Source organism: Pseudomonas sp. BIOMIG1BAC (genome assembly GCF_001705995.2).
Taxonomy (GTDB): Bacteria; Pseudomonadota; Gammaproteobacteria; order Pseudomonadales; family Pseudomonadaceae; genus Aquipseudomonas; species Aquipseudomonas sessilinigenes.
In genome coordinates, this window is the sequence record NZ_CP049045.1 from 422595 (window position 1) to 438400 (window position 15806).

Consider the following 15806-nt stretch of genomic DNA (forward strand, 5'->3'; position numbering starts at 1 on the left):
CGACGAGTATTTCTTACGTTTTCGCCACCCGGACCCCACTCCGGTGGCCATTTCCCGCATTACAGGCGCACCTCTCCTGCATTCGTCAGTAAATGTCGGCGCGCCATCCACAGGTTCGACAGAGCGAACAGTGTCACCAGTTGCGCCGTGTTTTTGGCCAAGCCGCGAAAGCGCACCTTGGTGTAACCGAACTGGCGCTTGATTACCCGGAACGGATGCTCGACCTTGGCGCGCACCTGAGCCTTGGCCTTTTCAATCTTGCGCTTGGCTTTGTACAGCACGCTGCGCTTATCGAGTTTTTTGTAGGTGCTGCGGCGTGCCGCCACCTGCCAGATAACTTCACGTCCTTCATGCTCGGGCCGCTTTTCGACACCGGTGTAGCCTGCATCGGCGCAGACCACGTTTTCGTCGCCATGCAGCAATTTGTCCACCTGGGTGACATCCGCCACATTGGCCGCCGTGCCCACTACGCTGTGCACCAGACCCGATTCGTCATCGGCGCCGATGTGGGCCTTCATGCCAAAATAATACTGGTTTCCCTTCTTGGTCTGGTGCATTTCCGGGTCGCGCTTGCCGTCCTTGTTCTTGGTCGAACTGGGCGCATTGATCAGCGTTGCATCGACGATGGTGCCCTGGCGCAGCGACAGGCCGCGGTCGCCCAGATAGCCATTGATGACAGCGAGGATGCCGGCCGCCAGCTCGTGTTTCTCCAGCAAGCGGCGGAAGTTGAGAATGGTGGTTTCGTCGGGGATGCGCTCCAGGTTCAGCCCGGCAAACTGGCGCAGGATCGTGGTTTCGTACAGCGCTTCCTCCATCGCTGGATCGCTGTAGCCGAACCAGTTCTGCAGCAGATGCACACGCAGCATCGCCATCAACGGGTAGGCCGGACGGCCACCTTCACCTTTCGGATAATGTGGCTCGATCAAAGCAATCAAGCCCTTCCACGGCACCACCCGATCCATCTCGATCAGGAACAACTCCTTGCGGGTTTGCTTGCGCTTGCCAGCGTACTCGGCGTCGGCGAAGGTCATCTGCTTCATCGGGAAACTCGGTGGGTGGGGTCGCGGTATTTTGCCAAATCAGAAAGTCTTTTTCAGAGTTTCCCTAAGTCATATTGGCCTGGATGTGATGAGCAATGATGAAGCCAAGGCATATATTCAAGAATGGAATGGGCAAGATTTAGCAAAAATAGACGTAAATAGCCCGAAATGGGCGAGTTTCGCACTGTTTATATCTGATCCTGAAAACCAAGCTGCAGTCGCTTCTGTAGCTGTGTTAGGTAAAAGTTTAATTGGTCTTGCTAAGACGACTGTTTCTAATATTTCCAGATCAGGGGCGTCAACCGGTATAAAAAGTATGCAGGTAGGTCTTCGGAATCCCCAGCAAGTGGATCAGATTAAAAATGATATGCTATCCAATAATTATAGGTTTACAGCCCCGGAAGGACGTATTGCTGGTTATGTAGACAGCAAGGGAATTTATTATATATCTGAGGGGAATCATCGCATGGTCGCCGCCCAGGAAATATTCAGAAAGACAGGTGATGCTTCTTTTATAGGGCGGCGGCAAAAACTGAGTGCAACACCTGACCTTTCCGGTACGGTGCTGCCCCTATGTCATATACCGAACTCAGCGTTGAAGAACGCGCCACCATCCAAATCGGCCACGCCCAGGGCTTCAGCCTGCGCAGGATTGCTCGCCTGATCAATAGGTCTCCTTCGACCATCAGTCGAGAGCTGCGCCGCAATCGAGATGTCTGTGGCAGCTACTCGGCCCGCGCGGCCCAGGAGCAGATGAAGGCCCGCCGCCAAGTCTGTCGACCGAGCCGAAAGCTGCTGCCGGGGAGCGAGCGCTTCGAACTGGTGGTTCATATGCTGCGTGAGCGTTTGTCTCCCGAACAGATTGCCGGCAAGCTGCGCCACATGAACATACCTAGCCTCAGAGATGCCTACGTCTGTCGCGAGACGATCTACAACGCGATCTATGCCCTGCCAGTGGGTGAGCTGCGTAAGGAGCTGATCATCTGTCTGCGCCAAGGCAAGACGACGCGCCGGCCGCGCTCTGGTGGCGTGGATCGGCGCGGCCAGATCCCCGAGATGGTCAGTATTCATGTGCGCCCGCCGGAGATTGAAGACAGGCTGATGCCGGGGCATTGGGAAGGCGACCTCATCAAGGGTAAGGCCAACGCCTCGTCCGTCGGTACGCTGGTGGAACGCACCAGTGGGTACCTGATGTTGGTGAAGATGAACGACGCGACGGCGACTTCGGCGCTGGAAGGCTTCAGCGCCGCGCTCAATAGCATGCCGCTGGAGATGCGCAAGAGCATGACTTACGACCAGGGCCGGGAGATGGCGCGACACGCCGAGATCACCCAAAGAACCGGCGTGGCGATCTACTTCTGCGACCCGCACAGCCCCTGGCAGCGCGGCAGCAACGAAAACATCAACGGCCTGATTCGCCAGTACTTGCCCAAGGGCACAGACCTGTCGGTACATAGCCAGGAGGAGCTGGACGCCATTGCGCTGCAACTGAACATGCGACCGCGTAAGCGCTTCGACTTCAAATGCCCAATCGAAGTTATGGACGAGGTGATGCAGAAGGCCATGGCTATGCGGCATGATGCTCCAGTTTCAATTCAATGACCGTGTTGCACTCAGCTCCTGCAACCGCCTAGATAAGTTATTGAAAAATGGACTGTGGACTCAAACAAAAAGTGCCCCTGCTGGAGCTCAATCCATGCCGGTAAGAAAATGATGATCGCTCATATTAAAAAAAATGAAATATACGTTAGGATGTTGTCCCTAGCTCTGCCTTATATAAGAAATATCCAGACTCTGGATAAAAAGATAAAGGGTAAGGATAGGTCGTGTTATTTTGAGGCGGAGTTAGTGCACAACCTTACAGTCGGTTTGTTGGACTCTGAATTTTCTGAGCATGATATATGGTTTTTAAATCATCAGGCTAAATATTACTTTGACAACTGCAGTGATGATATTTCACCTAATTACTCGGAGCATATAAAGTTTATTCAGGCTCTTTTTGAGCTGGTTCCTGACTCACTAAAAGCAAAACTACTATGGCTTGGGCCATGCCATAATCAGCAAAGATAAGGGAATAAAACGCCATCAGGATCATATGGCTTTGTAACAGTGCCTGATGGAGCAGTTCGAGTCAGTAGGAAAAATATTAATGAAGGTTTTTCAACTCACCTTGGACTTAGAGATAGAGGGACTTAAAATATTCAGGTTCTATACGCTATTGGAATAATTATGTTCCAAGTCGAGGAGCAATAAGTCAGCAGAATAATGGCTCTGGGCATTGCAAGACGCCAGCATCGTTATGTAATAACTCCAGGCTGCCAGAAAATTTATTTAGTCCAAGTTAGGTTTGACATGGATGAGCGACAGAGGGCGCTATGCGCACAGCTTGTTAGGGTGAATTCTGATCAAGCTGCTGATTGGCTAATGACTAAGTATCCGATAGAGTCTGCTGATTGGGGAGAAGCATTGCTACTGATTCCCCATCGTACGTGGAAGCGCTCTGATCAGAAGCGATTAGCAAAATACTATTTTAGAAAATTACCTTTTTCTGGGCCAAGAGGGTATGAGTCTTTTGCGGCTATTATGTCTATAAAGTTATTAATTGGTTGTGTGGCGGAAGCTATTCCGGCAGAAGCATCAAAGGTTGAATTGTTGCTTTATTATTTGATTCCGATTTTAAATAAGTTGGCTAAAAATGATTCGAGCCGCCAGCTGGTTAGAGAATTTGTTGCGGGGCTTTAGTTGGTTACTTTGAATGCTAAAAATATCCCCGGCACTGCCGGGGATATTATTTTTCGCTCCGCTGTAACTACCAGCCTATTCTTACTGACCTTGATTCTAATTTTCTGATTGACCTCAAACCCTGCCTGTTGCAGCCAGTGTCCAGGCAGTCGAAGCATGGATGATGCAACGCTGACCCCAAGTATTCGCTCAGGAACCTCAGGAAAGGCCCAGGCATATAAAGTTTAAGGGCATCCAACCATTTCCGAGATTCAATATCATCCAGGTAGTGGAAAGCACAAAGCTGGTGAATATTATAAGTTTACTTATAAGGATGGTTTGGCGGTTAGAGTTGTGGTGAGATGTTACTGAAAGATCATGGTGTTTTAGCTTCTCAAATTGAGTTGGGATGGAGCTTGGCTCGATGAACTGAAACTAAATAGGGTTGATTCTGGTTGGGCAATTAATGCTGTTGATACCTAAAGTTTTAATGCTCTAAAAAACTGGATCTTGGAGCGCCATGATGTGGGACTCTGGGAGTAGAGCTGGACATTGAATTTCCGGTTGTTCTAGTTGACAGTTTCAGGGGCTGAGTGCAACACGGTTACTAAGTGGAAGTGGGCGCCTGCTCGATTTCTACGATGACGGTCGTTCGGTTATCACTCCAACGCCGCCCGAGGTGGCGCTGACGACAATGCTCGACGAGCTGCAAACGCCCCATGCCGATCGCTGGCCTGGCGCGCCAGGCGGTTTACGCAGCAGGGCCCGCCATGGGGTATTCGCGCTCCTGGGGTAGCAGGCGCCGCGCCTCTTCCAGGTCGCCAGCCAGCACCCGCTCATGGATGCGATGCGCCAGCGGCGTGACGTCGCTGATGCGCTGGATCCACTGGTTCACGTACAAGCCCACCGCTTCCTGGCCAAGGCCGATCTGGATGGCCCGGTGTTCCTGGGGCCGTAGGTGCAGGTCGCGTTCCGGGTCCCACTGGATGCGCACCGGCGACTGGTCTTTCAACTGCAACCATTGCTCCTTGCTCATCCCCTCCTCGGCGTGGCTCGGGCAGCTGTGGGCCAGGGCCCATTCGAAGCCTTCGCGGCTGATGTCGATGGCCAGGATGCGGCTCTGCCCTGCGTCTTTGAAGCCCCAGCCGGCGCGATACATCATCCAGAGGAAGGAGGGCTTTATCCAGGTCATGCGCTCCATCTTGAACGGTGGCGAGACGAAGGTGCCATGGGCCAGCGCCGCATCGGCAATGCTTGCCGAGTAGGCCTGGTAGACGCGCAGGGTGCTGGCGTCGTAGACCGCCCGGATCTGGCGCAGGGGGGTGTTGTCGGCTGTTGCAGGCATGGTGTTTCCTTGTGAAAGCGGGCGGCTGAGTGGCCGCCCGTGATGCGCCTGGTGCGCTGCGCCATGTGCTGTTGCGCGGCATCCAGGCACAAGGGTGTTCAGCGGGAATGCTGTATCAAAAGAATGTCGCCGGTCGCCGCGTCGATATCCACCCTGAACATCGCCTGGTCGCGTTGTCGGCTGAACATGCAGGTGAAGACGCTGGGCGAATCCTGCGGGAACGGTTCGAACCAGGTGTAGACGCCGGTCTCGAGCTGGCCATCGATCAGCAACTGGTCGGTAATCCGGATCTGTTGCTGGCGGTCGCCGGAGACCACGTAGAGGGTCGCGGCCATGCCCGTGTCGTCATCGTTCCACAAAATGGCGAGGTGTTGCCGATCCGGTACCACGATCGCCAGCAGGCCGCGGCTGTTGACCACGCTCAGGAGCTGTTCCTGCCAGCGCCAGCGTGCCTCGACGACCAGGCAAGGAGACCACCCGAGGGCGATCATCCGGTCCACTGTCATGTTTTCGTCGATGACCTTGCCGTCTTCCCGGATGCGTTCGAAATCACTGATCACAATTTTCACTCCACAGGCAGCACTTTAGGCGTGCCGACTATTTTCACAAGCCTGTCACCAAGGAACTCCACTTGTCTCACCCCGCCCTTGTAGTTCTCCAGCGGGCCGGTGATGCCACTGTGAATCTTTTGCGGGGCGGTGGTCTCGACGGTGATCACATAGGACACGTCTGGCTTGAACCGCTCGAGGATCACCAGTTTATCCCGGGCATAGGCCTGGTTGGGAACCGCATCGGGGGTGGCGAATCCGCCGAAGAACTTTTTGCCCTGCATGATGGCTTCGGCCTGGCCCTTGGCGACCACCATCTGGTATTGCGTTCCTGGCGGCACTATCTCGGTCTTGACCTGGGTTCCCTCCAGCCACGCTGGCAACTCCTCCTTGGCGATCATCACCTTGTTGACCTCCGAGGCCGTGCGCACTTCCAGTACCTGCGACTGGTTGGCCAGTCGCGCGGCGTTGCGCTCCGCACTCATCTTGGCCATTTTCGGCCCGGCGCCGAGCAGCGCCAGGCCGGCGATACCTTGCAGCAGGTCACGGTAGCCTGGGCCGAGCTGGTCGCCGATTTGGCCGAGCAATTCCATGCCGCCATAGATCGCGGCGCCCACCGCCACGGTGGTCAGCAGGGCTGCCGCACCAGCCATGGCCGCCAGCACCAGGGCACCTGCGGCAGCGACCAGGCCCAACACCTCCAGGCCGGTATGCAGCCAGCCCTCGATATCCAGCACGAACTCCACCTGCAGCGTCGGGCCACCGATGAAGGTGTCCTGGCTACCGGACTTGATGTGTGCCCCGCAGGTCATCTTGCTGGTCAGGCGCGCCGCCGGCTTGCCGTTGATGTACACGGTAGCGCTGCCTTCGGCGATGGTGACCGGGAGCGGCCAGGGCGGATGCCCCAGGGGAAAGCCGGTACAGGAACTCGATACATCCTCACCGGCCCGCATGGCGTTGCGCAGGTTGACGAAGACGTTGGGGCTGCCCCTTATGAGCTCGCCGGTGGTTGGCTCGGGCAAATCGAAGATGGTCGACAGTCCCTTCACCAGTTGGAACATCGACAGGCCGCCAGCGGCGACCGAACCCGCCAGGATCACCACCGCCAGGCCGCCCGTTGCGGCAGTTGCCGCAACGATGGCTGCACCGATGAGAGCCCCGGCGACCGCGCCGGCGATCATCGCTGCAACTCCGAATCCATGGGCGATTTCATCGCCAAACCGCGCTGCGGCCTGTACGTCCATGTTGAGGCTCCGTCCTTGGTGCTCCAAGCACCTTTCCTGGGCCATTGATTGTCGTGAGCATCGGATTATCGAAGAGCGCTCCGGGGGCAGCAAGTCCTGGACGTCGTCCTGCATTTGCCAATGCAAAGCACCATCGCGTCGACCAGGGCTCGCCAGTGCGCAGGCAGCGCTAGCGGGCCAATACCACAAGCCGTGGGGATGGCGGGAGATTCACACGGCTGATGAAACCCTGCTTGAGAGAGCGCTCTGCGCCTGGTTACCGGCTGGGCCCCGGTGCCCAGGGTGGTTTTGGCTGGAAAATTCCGCATTTTTTAATTTACAACCACCCTCGCACTCAAGCTCAATCTCCCACCGCGCCTTGCGTGAAGGGGCGCATTCATTTACTCCGGCTATAGTCTGGTGCTCACCCCGCTTTCATCCGCAAAAGGTGCTTTCGTATGTCTCGCTTTGCCTCCCGCAATACTTGGCTGGCCGCTGGTGCCGTGCTGTTGTGCCTGCAACTTCCCGTGCAGGCCCAGGAGCGTTTCACCCTGAATGTGCCCGGGGTGTCGGATGACCGGCTGTTCACCACCGGCAATGCCAGTGATGCCAAGGGCTGTGGCGGGCATAACAACTCCCCGGCGCTGAGCTGGACCGCCGGCCCTGCCGGAACCTTGAGCTACGCCATCGTCATGCATGACCCGGATGGCGCCAAGGGCCAGGGTGTCGATCACTGGGTGCACTACGGCATCAAGGCCAGTACCCGGCAGCTTCCGGCCGGCGCCGGCACCAAGCCAACCTTGGAAGGCCTGGCCGGTATCAACAGCCGCAACAGCACCACCTACATGGGGCCGTGCCCACCGGTGGGCGACAGCGCTCATCACTACATCATCCAGATCTTCGCCCTGGACCTGCCCCCCGAGGCCTTGCCTGCCGGGCTGACCCGCGCCCAGCTGCTGGAGAAGATCAACGGTCACGTACTGCGCAATAGCAGCGTGGTGCGCCGCTACTCGCGCTGAATTTTTTTCAGGGGGCTTAACCCGAATCGCCAAGGCGCTTCGTCTGAAGGGGGGAATGGATCATTTCTTCCCCGAGGTCAGCCCCCATGTCCCTTCCTCTGCATTTCCTTCGCCCGGCCACCCAGGGTTTCGCCATCGCTGGCCTGCTGTTGGCGATTGCCGGTTGCGGCGTGTCGTCCAAGCCTGATGCCACTGCGGAGGCTGCGGCCCAGGGCACGCTGCAGGCGGCGCCTGAGGCCCAGTACGAGATGCCGCGTGCCGATACGTCCCTGGCCAAGCGTGGCCTGCGCCCGGTATCGATGATCGCGCCCATGCCGGCGCCGGCGGTGTACCGCGAGTCATTCCAGGCCTACCGGGACGAGCCGCGCGAGCAGTACCAGGCCCTGCCGGACAACCCGATCCACAGCGTGGCCGAGGCCCCGGTATCGACCTTCAGCGTCGACGTGGACACCGGCGCCTACGCCAACGTCCGCCGCTTGCTTAACCAGGGCAGCCTGCCGCCCGAAGGCGCGGTGCGCCTGGAAGAACTGGTCAACTACTTCCCCTACGACTACGCCTTGCCCAGCGATGGCTCGCCCTTCGGCGTGACCACCGAGCTGGCGCCCACGCCGTGGAACCCCCATACCCGCTTGCTGCGCATCGGCATCAAGGCTTCGGATCGCGCAGTGGCCCAGTTGGCCCCGGCCAACCTGGTGTTCCTGGTGGATGTCTCCGGCTCCATGGACCGCCGCGAAGGCCTGCCCCTGGTCAAGAGCACCCTCAAGCTGCTGGTGGACCAACTGCGTGACCAGGACCGGGTATCGCTGGTGGTCTATGCCGGTGAATCGCGGGTGGTGCTCGAACCCACCTCCGGCCGCGACAAGGCCAAGATCCGCAACGCCATCGACCAACTCACCGCCGGAGGCTCCACTGCTGGCGCCTCGGGCATCCAGATGGCCTACCAGATGGCCCAGCAGGGCTTCATCGAAAAGGGCATCAACCGCATCCTGCTGGCCACCGACGGCGACTTCAACGTCGGGGTCAGCGACTTCGACAGCCTCAAGGCCATGGCGGTCGAGAAGCGCAAGAGCGGCGTATCCCTCACCACCCTGGGTTTTGGCGTGGATAACTACAACGAGCACCTGATGGAGCAGCTGGCCGACGCCGGCGATGGCAACTACGCCTATATCGACAACCTGCGCGAGGCGCGCAAGGTGCTGGTGGACCAGCTCAGCTCGACCCTGGCGGTGGTGGCCAAGGACGTGAAGCTGCAAGTGGAGTTCAACCCGGCCCAGGTCAGCGAATATCGCCTGCTGGGCTATGAGAACCGGGCGCTCAAGCGCGAAGACTTCAGCAACGACAAGGTCGATGCCGGGGAAATCGGCTCGGGGCATACCGTCACGGCGTTGTATGAAGTGGTTCCGGTGGGCGAGAAGGGCTGGCTGGAGCCGCTGCGCTACGGCCAGGCCAAGACTTCCGCCACCAGCGGCAAGGCCGATGAGCTGGCCATGCTGCGGGTGCGCTACAAGGCGCCGGAAGGGGGCAGCAGCCGATTGATCGAGCGGCCGATCAGCACCCAGCAGCCGACGGAGCTGGCCAAGGCCAGCCCCGACCTGCGGTTTGCCGCCGCCGTGGCGGCGTTCTCCCAGCAGCTCAAGGACGCTCGCTACACCGCGGATTTCAGCCTGGCCGACACCGCCAAGTTGGCGCGGGGCGCCAAGGGCGATGACCCCTACGGATTGCGTGGTGAGTTCGTACAGCTGGTGGAGCTGGCGCAAAGCCTGCAAACTCAAGCCCCCAAAGATCGGGCGGCCGATGCGCTGGGCCAGCATGCCGTGCAAAGCCGCCTTGAGTAGAGCCATGACGAGCAGTGAACAGGAGTTCCAGCGCCCTATGTCTGCTCCCCATCCGTCCCCCGACGCCAGCAGCGACGAAGCGCTGCTGGCGCGTTATCGTGCTGGCGAAGGTGCGGCCTTCGAACTGCTGTACCAGCGCCATCGCCAGGGCCTGTACCGCTTCCTGCTCGGTTTGTCCGGCAAGGCGGAGCTGGCCGAAGAGGTCTACCAGGAAACCTGGCTCAGCCTGATCCGCAGCACCAGCGGGCCATCGGGCCGGGCCAGCTTCCGCACCTGGCTGTACCAGATTGCCCGCAATCGGTTGATCGACCACTGGCGCAAGCACGGTGTGCGCAACCCACTGCACGACAGCTATGACGAACAACTGCATGCCGAGGCTGACCAGGCCCTGGGCCCGAACAGCAATTGAGCCTGTGCCGCGACCGGCAGCGCATCGAGGCGGCCCTGCAAGACCTGCCCGAAGACCAGCGCGAAGTGTTCCTGCTGCGGGCCCACGGCGAGCTGGAATTGCCGCAGATCGCCAGCCTGACCCAGGCACCTTTGGAGACGGTGAAGAGCCGTTTTCGTTATGCATTGAAAAAACTGCGTCGGCTCCTGGCCGAGGAGGTACTCACATGACTGACGCCCGACAGACCCCATCCGCCGAGGAGCAGATGCTGGCCCATGTGCGCGAGCACAGCGCGATGGAGCCGCCGGCCCATCTCGACGCCCTGATCCTGGCTGCTGCCCGCCGCGAGGCTCCTGCCCCCCGTACCGGGTGGTGGCAGCGCTGGCTGCAGGCCTGCCAGCGTCCGCGTTACCAGGTGGCCTTTGCCAGCCTGTTCGGCGTGGCCTTGATCATCGCTATGGTGCAGCGCACTCCGGAGCAGTACCCGACCCAGGTCTTCGCCCCGGCGCGAGCCCCGGCCCCGGTGCCTGCGGCAGCCAAGGCCAGGCCCCGGGCGATGGAACAGGCCGAGATGGCCCCGGCTCCAGCTCCAGCCGAAGCATCCGGTGCCCTGAGCGCTCCCGCCCCGGCGGCGCCCACCAGCAGCTTCGCCATGGCACCGCACATGAACCGGCTGGAGGAACGGCTCGCGCAATCGGACGTCCCCACCGAGGCCCATGCATCGCACCTGGCCAAGCGCATGGCCGCGACGCTCGGTCCGAGCCCCATCGAGCGGCTGGACCCGGTCCTGAAGGAAGTGTTGCGCCTGTGGGACGGCGGCCATAACCGAGAGGCGGCCGAGCTGTTGCTCAAGCTCTATGCCGCCTACCCGGACGAGGACCTGGACAGCCGCTTGCACGCCTTGCGTCGGCGGTGAAGCACAAGGATTGGCCCTCAAGGCGGAAAACGCGCACTATCGTGGCCGTTTCCAGAACTTGAGAGGCCGTCCATGGCACCTCGCATCGACCGCATTGCGGCAATGTTGAACTGCCCGATCAAGGGCGCACAGATCCGTCAGGCCATCAAGGAGAGTCGCAAGGACTTCGACCTTGAACAGGCCGAAGAGGACGATGCCGAAGCGCTGGCGCCGCAGGCCCAGGCAGGCCTGCCCAAGGCCGACGAGGCTCAATGAGCCCGGCAGCCTGAATCTTCAGGCGTAAGGCATGGCAGGCAGGTCGAGGAACTGGGCGCAGGCGCCATCCGCGCCCATGCGCCGGGCCCGCTCCGGCAGCAGCCGATGGTGGTTTTCCACTTGCCAGCGATACCAGCTCAGGCGTTGGACGATCCGCCGCTTGCAGGCCGGCGGCAGTTGCCCCAGCAGGTCGGCGCTGCCAGGCGCCAGGTGGGCTCGGGTCGAGTAGTAGTTGAACAGGTTTTCCCGCAGGCCGAAGCAGTCTTCCAGGGTTTGCTCGATGCTGTAGGCGTACAGCTCGAAGCTGGCACTGAGCTGCTGCGCGCCGTCGGCGTTGTCGCGCAGGTAGCTGAAGATTCCCGGCCAGTTGATGCAGTACAGGTGCTCATCCCAATCGCCGTCCCGGGTCAGGTACTGGCCCTGGCCACGAAAGAACTGCAGCACTTCCTGGCGCTCCAGCGCCTCTTCAAAGTTGCTTTTCATCTTGTGTTCCCTTGACCTGGGCAATGCTCACAGATAGCGCCACGCATTCGATCACGCTGTCGAAGCCGATCTCCAGGCGCACGTAGTAACCGGGGTTCAAGCGCGTGAGCTGGGTGCGCATGGGCCCATCGAAGCGTGTGCCGCTCATGGCCAGCTCGCTGATGCCCAGGATCTCCAGCACCAAGCGGCAATGGCTTGGCCCTGGCGAGCTGTTCCAGCTGGCGGGCAGCCGTTGGCGGGGCAGCTCCCCGGACAGGGCCAGGTGCAGTCGCTCGCCGTGGAACTGTGGGCCGGGCGTCTCCAGTTCGTAGGGCGTGGCGGCGAGGCCGAATTGCGCTTTCCAGGCCTCGGGGTTATCGACGCTGAACAGCCAGTCGCGGCTGCCGCGATCCCGTTCGGCAATCTCCTGGCATTGCTTGAGCGAGGGCAGCTGCGCACGGGCCAGGTCGTCGTGCCACAGCTCGCGGGCAGCACGCAGCAGGCGCTGGAAAAAGTCGCGGCTATCGATCACTCGCTCCGGCCAACCGCTGGGCCACTGCGGGTCCTCGTAGTCGTCCTCGGGCGGTTCCCAGACCTGCCCGAAGTCGTAGTGCGCATCGGCCACGGCCGCTTGCAGCGCCAGGACCCGCTGCTGCCGATGCCGGAAGTTCTCGCGCACATCGTCCCGCGCCAGGCAATAGCGGCGGATCAGTTGCTCACGGTCGTCGGGATCATTGGGGTCATAGCGGCTCAACTCGGCATCCAGCGCCTCGGGCATGCGGTAGCCGGTGAAACAGGCGATCCAGCTCTGCAAGGTTGGCTGGTACGGTTGGTCGAGCAGGGGATGACGCAGCATCGGGACCTCCTGTCCTGGGGGCGAGGAATGTAGCAAGTTGCCCTCCGCCTGGGCAGGCCCGGGTGGCTATGCCCTTGTCGTCCGGCCTTGGCCGGGCCAACAAAAAAGCCCCGGGCCATGGGCCTGGGGCTTTCTCGTTGAAGCTGGCGCACTCGGCGGGATTCGAACCCACGACCCCTGCCTTCGGAGGGCAAAGCGAGACCCAATAATTGCGGGGTGATGCCCGTATTCATTGGGCCATATCGTATGGTTGTGTATGGATATACAGGGCGGTATAGTGCTTTCTGCTGTCACCCTGCTGTCACGGATCTGGAGCGCCATGAAAACCAAGTTCACTGCCAAGCTTCTGACCACCCTGGCGCCTCAGGAAAAGGCCTACCGCGTGCACGACACCCAGCAGCCAGGCCTGTGCATTCGGGTGCTGCCGTCTGGCCACATGAGCTACATGGTGACCTGGGGACGGAACAAGACGGCGACCCTCGGCCGGGTGAACGTGGTCACGCTTGAGCAGGCCCGCCGGGAAGCTGCCCGGTACCTGGCCGAGGCGCATGAGCACGGCGAGCCTCTGCTGATCACCCAGGCTCGACTATCCGACGCAATGCCGACGCTGGAAGCGTTCCTGCGCGACCAATTCGAGCCCTGGGCGCTGGCGCATCAGCGCGACGGCGACAACAGCGTGCGCGCCATCCGCCACAGCTTCGCCGATCTGCTGGCGCTGCCCATGGACCAGGTCACGCAGAAGCGCATCGAGCAGGTGCGCACCGGCTGGCTGGCCGCTGGCCGCTCCCCGGCCACGGCAAACCGCAACGTCACCAGGTTGAAAGGCCTGCTGAGCCGTGCCGTAGAGTGGGGCGTTCTCCCTGAGCACCCGCTGGCGAAGGTAAAGCGGCTCAAGGTCGACGGGCGCGGTAGGGTGCGTTATTTGGACCTGGCCGAGGAGCAGGCCCTGCGCAAAGCCCTGGCCGATCGCGAGGAGAGTATTCGGGCCGACCGCGACAGCGCAAATGCCTGGCGCGCCGCCCGCAACCGTGAATTGCTTCCAGATTTGCGCGCCGCTAAGTTCGCCGACCACCTGAAACCGCTGGTGCTGTTGTCACTGAATACCGGCATGCGTCGCGGCGAGGTATTCAACTTGCATTGGCGTGACGTGAACTTTCAGGGGAAGTTTCTCACGGTAGAGGGCGAAACTTCAAAATCAGGACAGACCCGTCATATCCCGCTGAACAAAGAAGCGCTCGCAGTATTGAAAGCGTGGCGCGGTGATCTTGTTCGCGTTGGATTCGTATTCCCGGCGAAAGACGCTGGGAGGCTCGACAACGTTAAAAAAAGTTGGGATGGCGTATTGAAGTTGGCCAAGGTCGAGAACTTCCGCTGGCACGACCTGCGACACACATTCGCGTCAAAGTTGGTGATGGCTGGCGTAGCGCTGAATACCGTACGTGAGCTGCTGGGGCACTCTGACATAGCCATGACGTTGCGCTATGCCCACTTGGCCCCGGACACCAAGGCCGCAGCTGTAGAGCTTATCTAGCAGCCTTCCCACTCAATTTCCGGTGGGTAGTGGCCAAGCTCAATGGTTTGGTCAGCCACCTCATTTAGCCTTGTCCAGTTCTTGCGGATTGCTTTGAAACTTATTCCAGAATATCTGGTGAAATAGTTTTCAGTCACCCAGTCAAGAGCTTCTGTATATTCATTATCAGTTGGGAATATATCGGTGTCTTCGCCTCGGAAAACTGTCTGGCTATGGATGAGCTCCATTAGCACTTGCTCGCGCTGGTTCATTGTGTAGGGCAATAGCATTGCCGTGCGCACAAGCCTTGTCGGCGCATCAACCGAATTAACAATGTGAAGAATGTCTAGAAAGTAAATTTCATGACGAGGAATTTCTTCTGGAATATCGGTGTTGCTGAAATAATCAATTGACATACGAGCAGTAGCAAAAAGCTCACGCAAAGCTTTTTCTACCTGAGTGGTCAACGAGCGCTCCTCAATTCTTGAAAGCAGCTCAAGCCCGAACTTCAGCTCTGGCGAAATCCTGAGGGAAAGGGTTTCAGCTTTGACTCTGTTCGGCTGGGCCTTGGCCATCACAATCTCCTGAACTCATTTCCGAAAATCATGGCACACGCCTCGCTCCGTGTCGATACGTGTCAGTCAGTGTGTGCGTATGTCGTGCAGTGTAAGAAAAATGTGGACACTCCGTTTTGGGGTCGGCTAAGGTGTCCACATCTTTCAATACACCTCAGGAGGTGAACATGGAACAAGCGATGCCGGTGCAACCAATGGCTGTAGGCCCTGAGGAGGCTGCACGCCTTACAAGCCACAGCCGGAGCGCGATCTATAGCGCGATCGCGAAAGGAGAGCTGCCAGCCTTCAAATCAGGCAAGCGCCGATTGATCCTGGTGAAGGAGCTGGAAGCCTGGATCAACCGCGTCGCGAAGGAGGGCAGCCGGTGAACGATGTGGATTCAGTCCCGGCAGAGGCGGTAATAACGCTGAACCTGGACCAGCGGCATCAGATCGCTGATCTGATCGAGGCAGAGCGGGCCATGGCTCGGCATTGGTGGACGATGTTGAACGAGATGAGGTGCAGGGGAGAGCTGCCCGACTGGGTGAAAAAGCAGACGGTGGGGAACGGCGTTGACCATGACCGCTGGAGCGTCGCATGCCAAGGCACGAACAGGGCTGTATTCGGGAAGGTCCGGCACATTCGACTCGAGGGTGAGCCGGAATGGGTAAGCGTTTTGCTGGACGACGTAGAGTTTGAAGTGACCCGGCGCCAAGCCCCAGTTGACGGGGCTAAAGGCACCACAGGTAACGACCAGTTGCAGGAGAAGGTGCGCCAACACCTCTCCGGCGATATCGCATTGGTGAGCACCAACGAGAGGGACCCATCGTGACAGAACAGCAGATCAAGTACAACGACTGTACAAATAACCACCACTCGGGTGAGGTCCTAGCCCCTGCCGTCCTGGCTGACTTCGAAATGTTCCATCAGAACCAGGCCCGTGACGAGTTCGGGAAGCTTGAGCGCATCATCACCACGATGATTATTCCGGCGCTCGGGCAGCAACATCCGATCTCCAAGCACCTTTACGCCCACCTGGAGAACGTCAAGCTGGGTTCGCAGAACTTTTGCTGGCGCCACCGACACATCGGCTACGCATATGGGGCAACAGAGACAGCGCAAGCGCAAGCTTGA

General features: G+C 59.5%; 19 protein-coding genes and 1 pseudogene. 12 read left to right on the plus strand and 8 right to left on the minus strand.

Going from position 1 to position 15806, the window contains the following annotated elements; genetic code table 11:
• Positions 1–59 precede the first annotated feature (59 nt).
• Positions 60–1040 carry an IS5-like element IS1384 family transposase gene (locus ATY02_RS01850; RefSeq protein ID WP_010466230.1) on the minus strand — a complete coding sequence of 327 codons (981 nt, stop codon included), beginning with the start codon at positions 1038–1040 and terminating at the stop codon, positions 60–62.
• Between the two features lie 88 nt (positions 1041–1128).
• On the opposite strand from ATY02_RS01850, the gene ATY02_RS35815 reads away from it, so the two are divergent.
• The 3 genes from ATY02_RS35815 (at position 1129) to ATY02_RS01865 (ending at position 3782) form a co-directional block, all read left to right on the plus strand.
• Positions 1129–1704 carry a hypothetical protein gene (locus ATY02_RS35815; RefSeq protein ID WP_178125900.1) on the plus strand — a complete coding sequence of 192 codons (576 nt, stop codon included), beginning with the start codon at positions 1129–1131 and terminating at the stop codon, positions 1702–1704.
• The gene (locus ATY02_RS01860; RefSeq protein WP_058182715.1) at positions 1614–2642 is read left to right on the plus strand and encodes an IS30-like element ISPsp8 family transposase; all 1029 of its coding nucleotides are present in this window, start codon (positions 1614–1616) and stop codon (positions 2640–2642) included. The genes ATY02_RS35815 and ATY02_RS01860 overlap by 91 nt, the downstream gene beginning before the upstream one ends.
• A 663-nt stretch (positions 2643–3305) precedes the next feature.
• Positions 3306–3782 (plus strand): hypothetical protein, encoded by a 477-nt coding sequence (locus ATY02_RS01865; RefSeq protein WP_228022247.1) that lies wholly within the window; start codon positions 3306–3308, stop codon positions 3780–3782.
• Here the strand turns inward: ATY02_RS01865 and ATY02_RS36475 are convergent.
• The 4 genes from ATY02_RS36475 to ATY02_RS36410 all read right to left on the minus strand — a co-directional run bounded on the left by ATY02_RS36475 (position 3779) and on the right by ATY02_RS36410 (position 6898).
• The gene (locus tag ATY02_RS36475) at positions 3779–3940 is read right to left on the minus strand and encodes a SymE family type I addiction module toxin (protein WP_083235868.1); all 162 of its coding nucleotides are present in this window, start codon (positions 3938–3940) and stop codon (positions 3779–3781) included. The two genes, ATY02_RS01865 and ATY02_RS36475, sit on opposite strands and share 4 nt — an antisense overlap.
• A 572-nt stretch (positions 3941–4512) precedes the next feature.
• Positions 4513–5106: a DUF4291 domain-containing protein gene (locus ATY02_RS01875; RefSeq protein WP_068576224.1), complete on the minus strand. Its 594-nt coding sequence runs from the start codon at positions 5104–5106 to the stop codon at positions 4513–4515.
• A gap of 98 nt (positions 5107–5204) precedes the next feature.
• On the minus strand, positions 5205–5666 hold the full coding sequence (locus ATY02_RS01880) for a hypothetical protein (RefSeq protein ID WP_068576222.1): 462 nt from the start codon (positions 5664–5666) through the stop codon (positions 5205–5207).
• A 5-nt stretch (positions 5667–5671) separates the two neighbouring features.
• Entirely contained in the window at positions 5672–6898 is a 1227-nt protein-coding gene (locus ATY02_RS36410; protein WP_068576220.1) for a PAAR domain-containing protein, read from the minus strand.
• Positions 6899–7335: 437 nt separating this feature from the next.
• Here ATY02_RS36410 and ATY02_RS01890 point away from each other — a divergent pair, with 437 nt between their 5' ends.
• From ATY02_RS01890 to ATY02_RS01910, 5 genes and pseudogenes are all read left to right on the plus strand, one after another.
• Entirely contained in the window at positions 7336–7896 is a 561-nt protein-coding gene (locus ATY02_RS01890) for a YbhB/YbcL family Raf kinase inhibitor-like protein (RefSeq protein ID WP_068576218.1), read from the plus strand.
• 86 nt (positions 7897–7982) lie between these two features.
• The gene (locus ATY02_RS01895) at positions 7983–9731 is read left to right on the plus strand and encodes a vWA domain-containing protein (RefSeq protein ID WP_068576216.1); all 1749 of its coding nucleotides are present in this window, start codon (positions 7983–7985) and stop codon (positions 9729–9731) included.
• 37 nt (positions 9732–9768) lie between these two features.
• Positions 9769–10349, plus strand: a pseudogene (locus ATY02_RS01900) (RNA polymerase sigma factor).
• Positions 10346–11035, plus strand: coding sequence for a hypothetical protein (locus ATY02_RS01905; protein ID WP_068576214.1), 690 nt, complete (start codon positions 10346–10348; stop codon positions 11033–11035). Before ATY02_RS01900 ends, ATY02_RS01905 begins: the two are co-directional and overlap by 4 nt.
• 72 nt (positions 11036–11107) lie before the next feature.
• Positions 11108–11290 carry a hypothetical protein gene (locus ATY02_RS01910; protein WP_068576212.1) on the plus strand — a complete coding sequence of 61 codons (183 nt, stop codon included), beginning with the start codon at positions 11108–11110 and terminating at the stop codon, positions 11288–11290.
• A gap of 18 nt (positions 11291–11308) precedes the next feature.
• Here ATY02_RS01910 and ATY02_RS01915 read toward each other — a convergent pair whose 3' ends face one another.
• The gene (locus tag ATY02_RS01915) at positions 11309–11773 is read right to left on the minus strand and encodes a hypothetical protein (RefSeq protein WP_068576210.1); all 465 of its coding nucleotides are present in this window, start codon (positions 11771–11773) and stop codon (positions 11309–11311) included.
• Complete coding sequence (locus ATY02_RS01920; RefSeq protein ID WP_068576208.1) at positions 11757–12608, minus strand: hypothetical protein; 852 nt, start codon at positions 12606–12608, stop codon at positions 11757–11759. The genes ATY02_RS01915 and ATY02_RS01920 overlap by 17 nt, the downstream gene beginning before the upstream one ends.
• Positions 12609–12927: 319 nt before the next feature.
• Between ATY02_RS01920 and ATY02_RS01925 the strand changes: the two genes are divergently transcribed.
• Positions 12928–14139: a tyrosine-type recombinase/integrase gene (locus ATY02_RS01925; protein WP_068576206.1), complete on the plus strand. Its 1212-nt coding sequence runs from the start codon at positions 12928–12930 to the stop codon at positions 14137–14139.
• On the opposite strand, the gene ATY02_RS01930 is transcribed toward ATY02_RS01925, so the two are convergent.
• Positions 14136–14693 (minus strand): hypothetical protein, encoded by a 558-nt coding sequence (locus ATY02_RS01930; protein ID WP_068576205.1) that lies wholly within the window; start codon positions 14691–14693, stop codon positions 14136–14138. The genes ATY02_RS01925 and ATY02_RS01930 overlap by 4 nt on opposite strands.
• 167 nt (positions 14694–14860) lie before the next feature.
• On the opposite strand from ATY02_RS01930, the gene ATY02_RS01935 reads away from it, so the two are divergent.
• Genes ATY02_RS01935 through ATY02_RS01945 form a run of 3 tightly spaced genes read left to right on the plus strand, consistent with a single transcriptional unit; the run spans position 14861 to position 15806 of the window.
• Positions 14861–15061 (plus strand): helix-turn-helix domain-containing protein, encoded by a 201-nt coding sequence (locus ATY02_RS01935; protein WP_068576204.1) that lies wholly within the window; start codon positions 14861–14863, stop codon positions 15059–15061.
• Positions 15058–15504 (plus strand): hypothetical protein, encoded by a 447-nt coding sequence (locus tag ATY02_RS01940; protein ID WP_068576202.1) that lies wholly within the window; start codon positions 15058–15060, stop codon positions 15502–15504. The genes ATY02_RS01935 and ATY02_RS01940 overlap by 4 nt, the downstream gene beginning before the upstream one ends.
• A complete protein-coding gene (locus ATY02_RS01945; RefSeq protein ID WP_083235870.1) occupies positions 15501–15806 on the plus strand; it encodes a hypothetical protein in 306 nt (101 codons plus the stop codon). The genes ATY02_RS01940 and ATY02_RS01945 overlap by 4 nt, the downstream gene beginning before the upstream one ends.

Coding starts and splice junctions, on each gene's coding strand:
- ATY02_RS01850 (WP_010466230.1), bottom strand. CDS start 1,040: ATGAAGCAGATGACCTTCGCCGACGCCGAGTACGCTGGCAAGCGCAAG.
- ATY02_RS35815 (WP_178125900.1), top strand. CDS start 1,129: ATGAGCAATGATGAAGCCAAGGCATATATTCAAGAATGGAATGGGCAA.
- ATY02_RS01860 (WP_058182715.1), top strand. CDS start 1,614: ATGTCATATACCGAACTCAGCGTTGAAGAACGCGCCACCATCCAAATC.
- ATY02_RS01865 (WP_228022247.1), top strand. CDS start 3,306: ATGGCTCTGGGCATTGCAAGACGCCAGCATCGTTATGTAATAACTCCA.
- ATY02_RS36475 (WP_083235868.1), bottom strand. CDS start 3,940: ATGCTTCGACTGCCTGGACACTGGCTGCAACAGGCAGGGTTTGAGGTC.
- ATY02_RS01875 (WP_068576224.1), bottom strand. CDS start 5,106: ATGCCTGCAACAGCCGACAACACCCCCCTGCGCCAGATCCGGGCGGTC.
- ATY02_RS36410 (WP_068576220.1), bottom strand. CDS start 6,898: ATGGACGTACAGGCCGCAGCGCGGTTTGGCGATGAAATCGCCCATGGA.
- ATY02_RS01890 (WP_068576218.1), top strand. CDS start 7,336: ATGTCTCGCTTTGCCTCCCGCAATACTTGGCTGGCCGCTGGTGCCGTG.
- ATY02_RS01895 (WP_068576216.1), top strand. CDS start 7,983: ATGTCCCTTCCTCTGCATTTCCTTCGCCCGGCCACCCAGGGTTTCGCC.
- ATY02_RS01905 (WP_068576214.1), top strand. CDS start 10,346: ATGACTGACGCCCGACAGACCCCATCCGCCGAGGAGCAGATGCTGGCC.
- ATY02_RS01910 (WP_068576212.1), top strand. CDS start 11,108: ATGGCACCTCGCATCGACCGCATTGCGGCAATGTTGAACTGCCCGATC.
- ATY02_RS01915 (WP_068576210.1), bottom strand. CDS start 11,773: ATGAAAAGCAACTTTGAAGAGGCGCTGGAGCGCCAGGAAGTGCTGCAG.
- ATY02_RS01920 (WP_068576208.1), bottom strand. CDS start 12,608: ATGCTGCGTCATCCCCTGCTCGACCAACCGTACCAGCCAACCTTGCAG.
- ATY02_RS01925 (WP_068576206.1), top strand. CDS start 12,928: ATGAAAACCAAGTTCACTGCCAAGCTTCTGACCACCCTGGCGCCTCAG.
- ATY02_RS01930 (WP_068576205.1), bottom strand. CDS start 14,693: ATGGCCAAGGCCCAGCCGAACAGAGTCAAAGCTGAAACCCTTTCCCTC.
- ATY02_RS01935 (WP_068576204.1), top strand. CDS start 14,861: ATGGAACAAGCGATGCCGGTGCAACCAATGGCTGTAGGCCCTGAGGAG.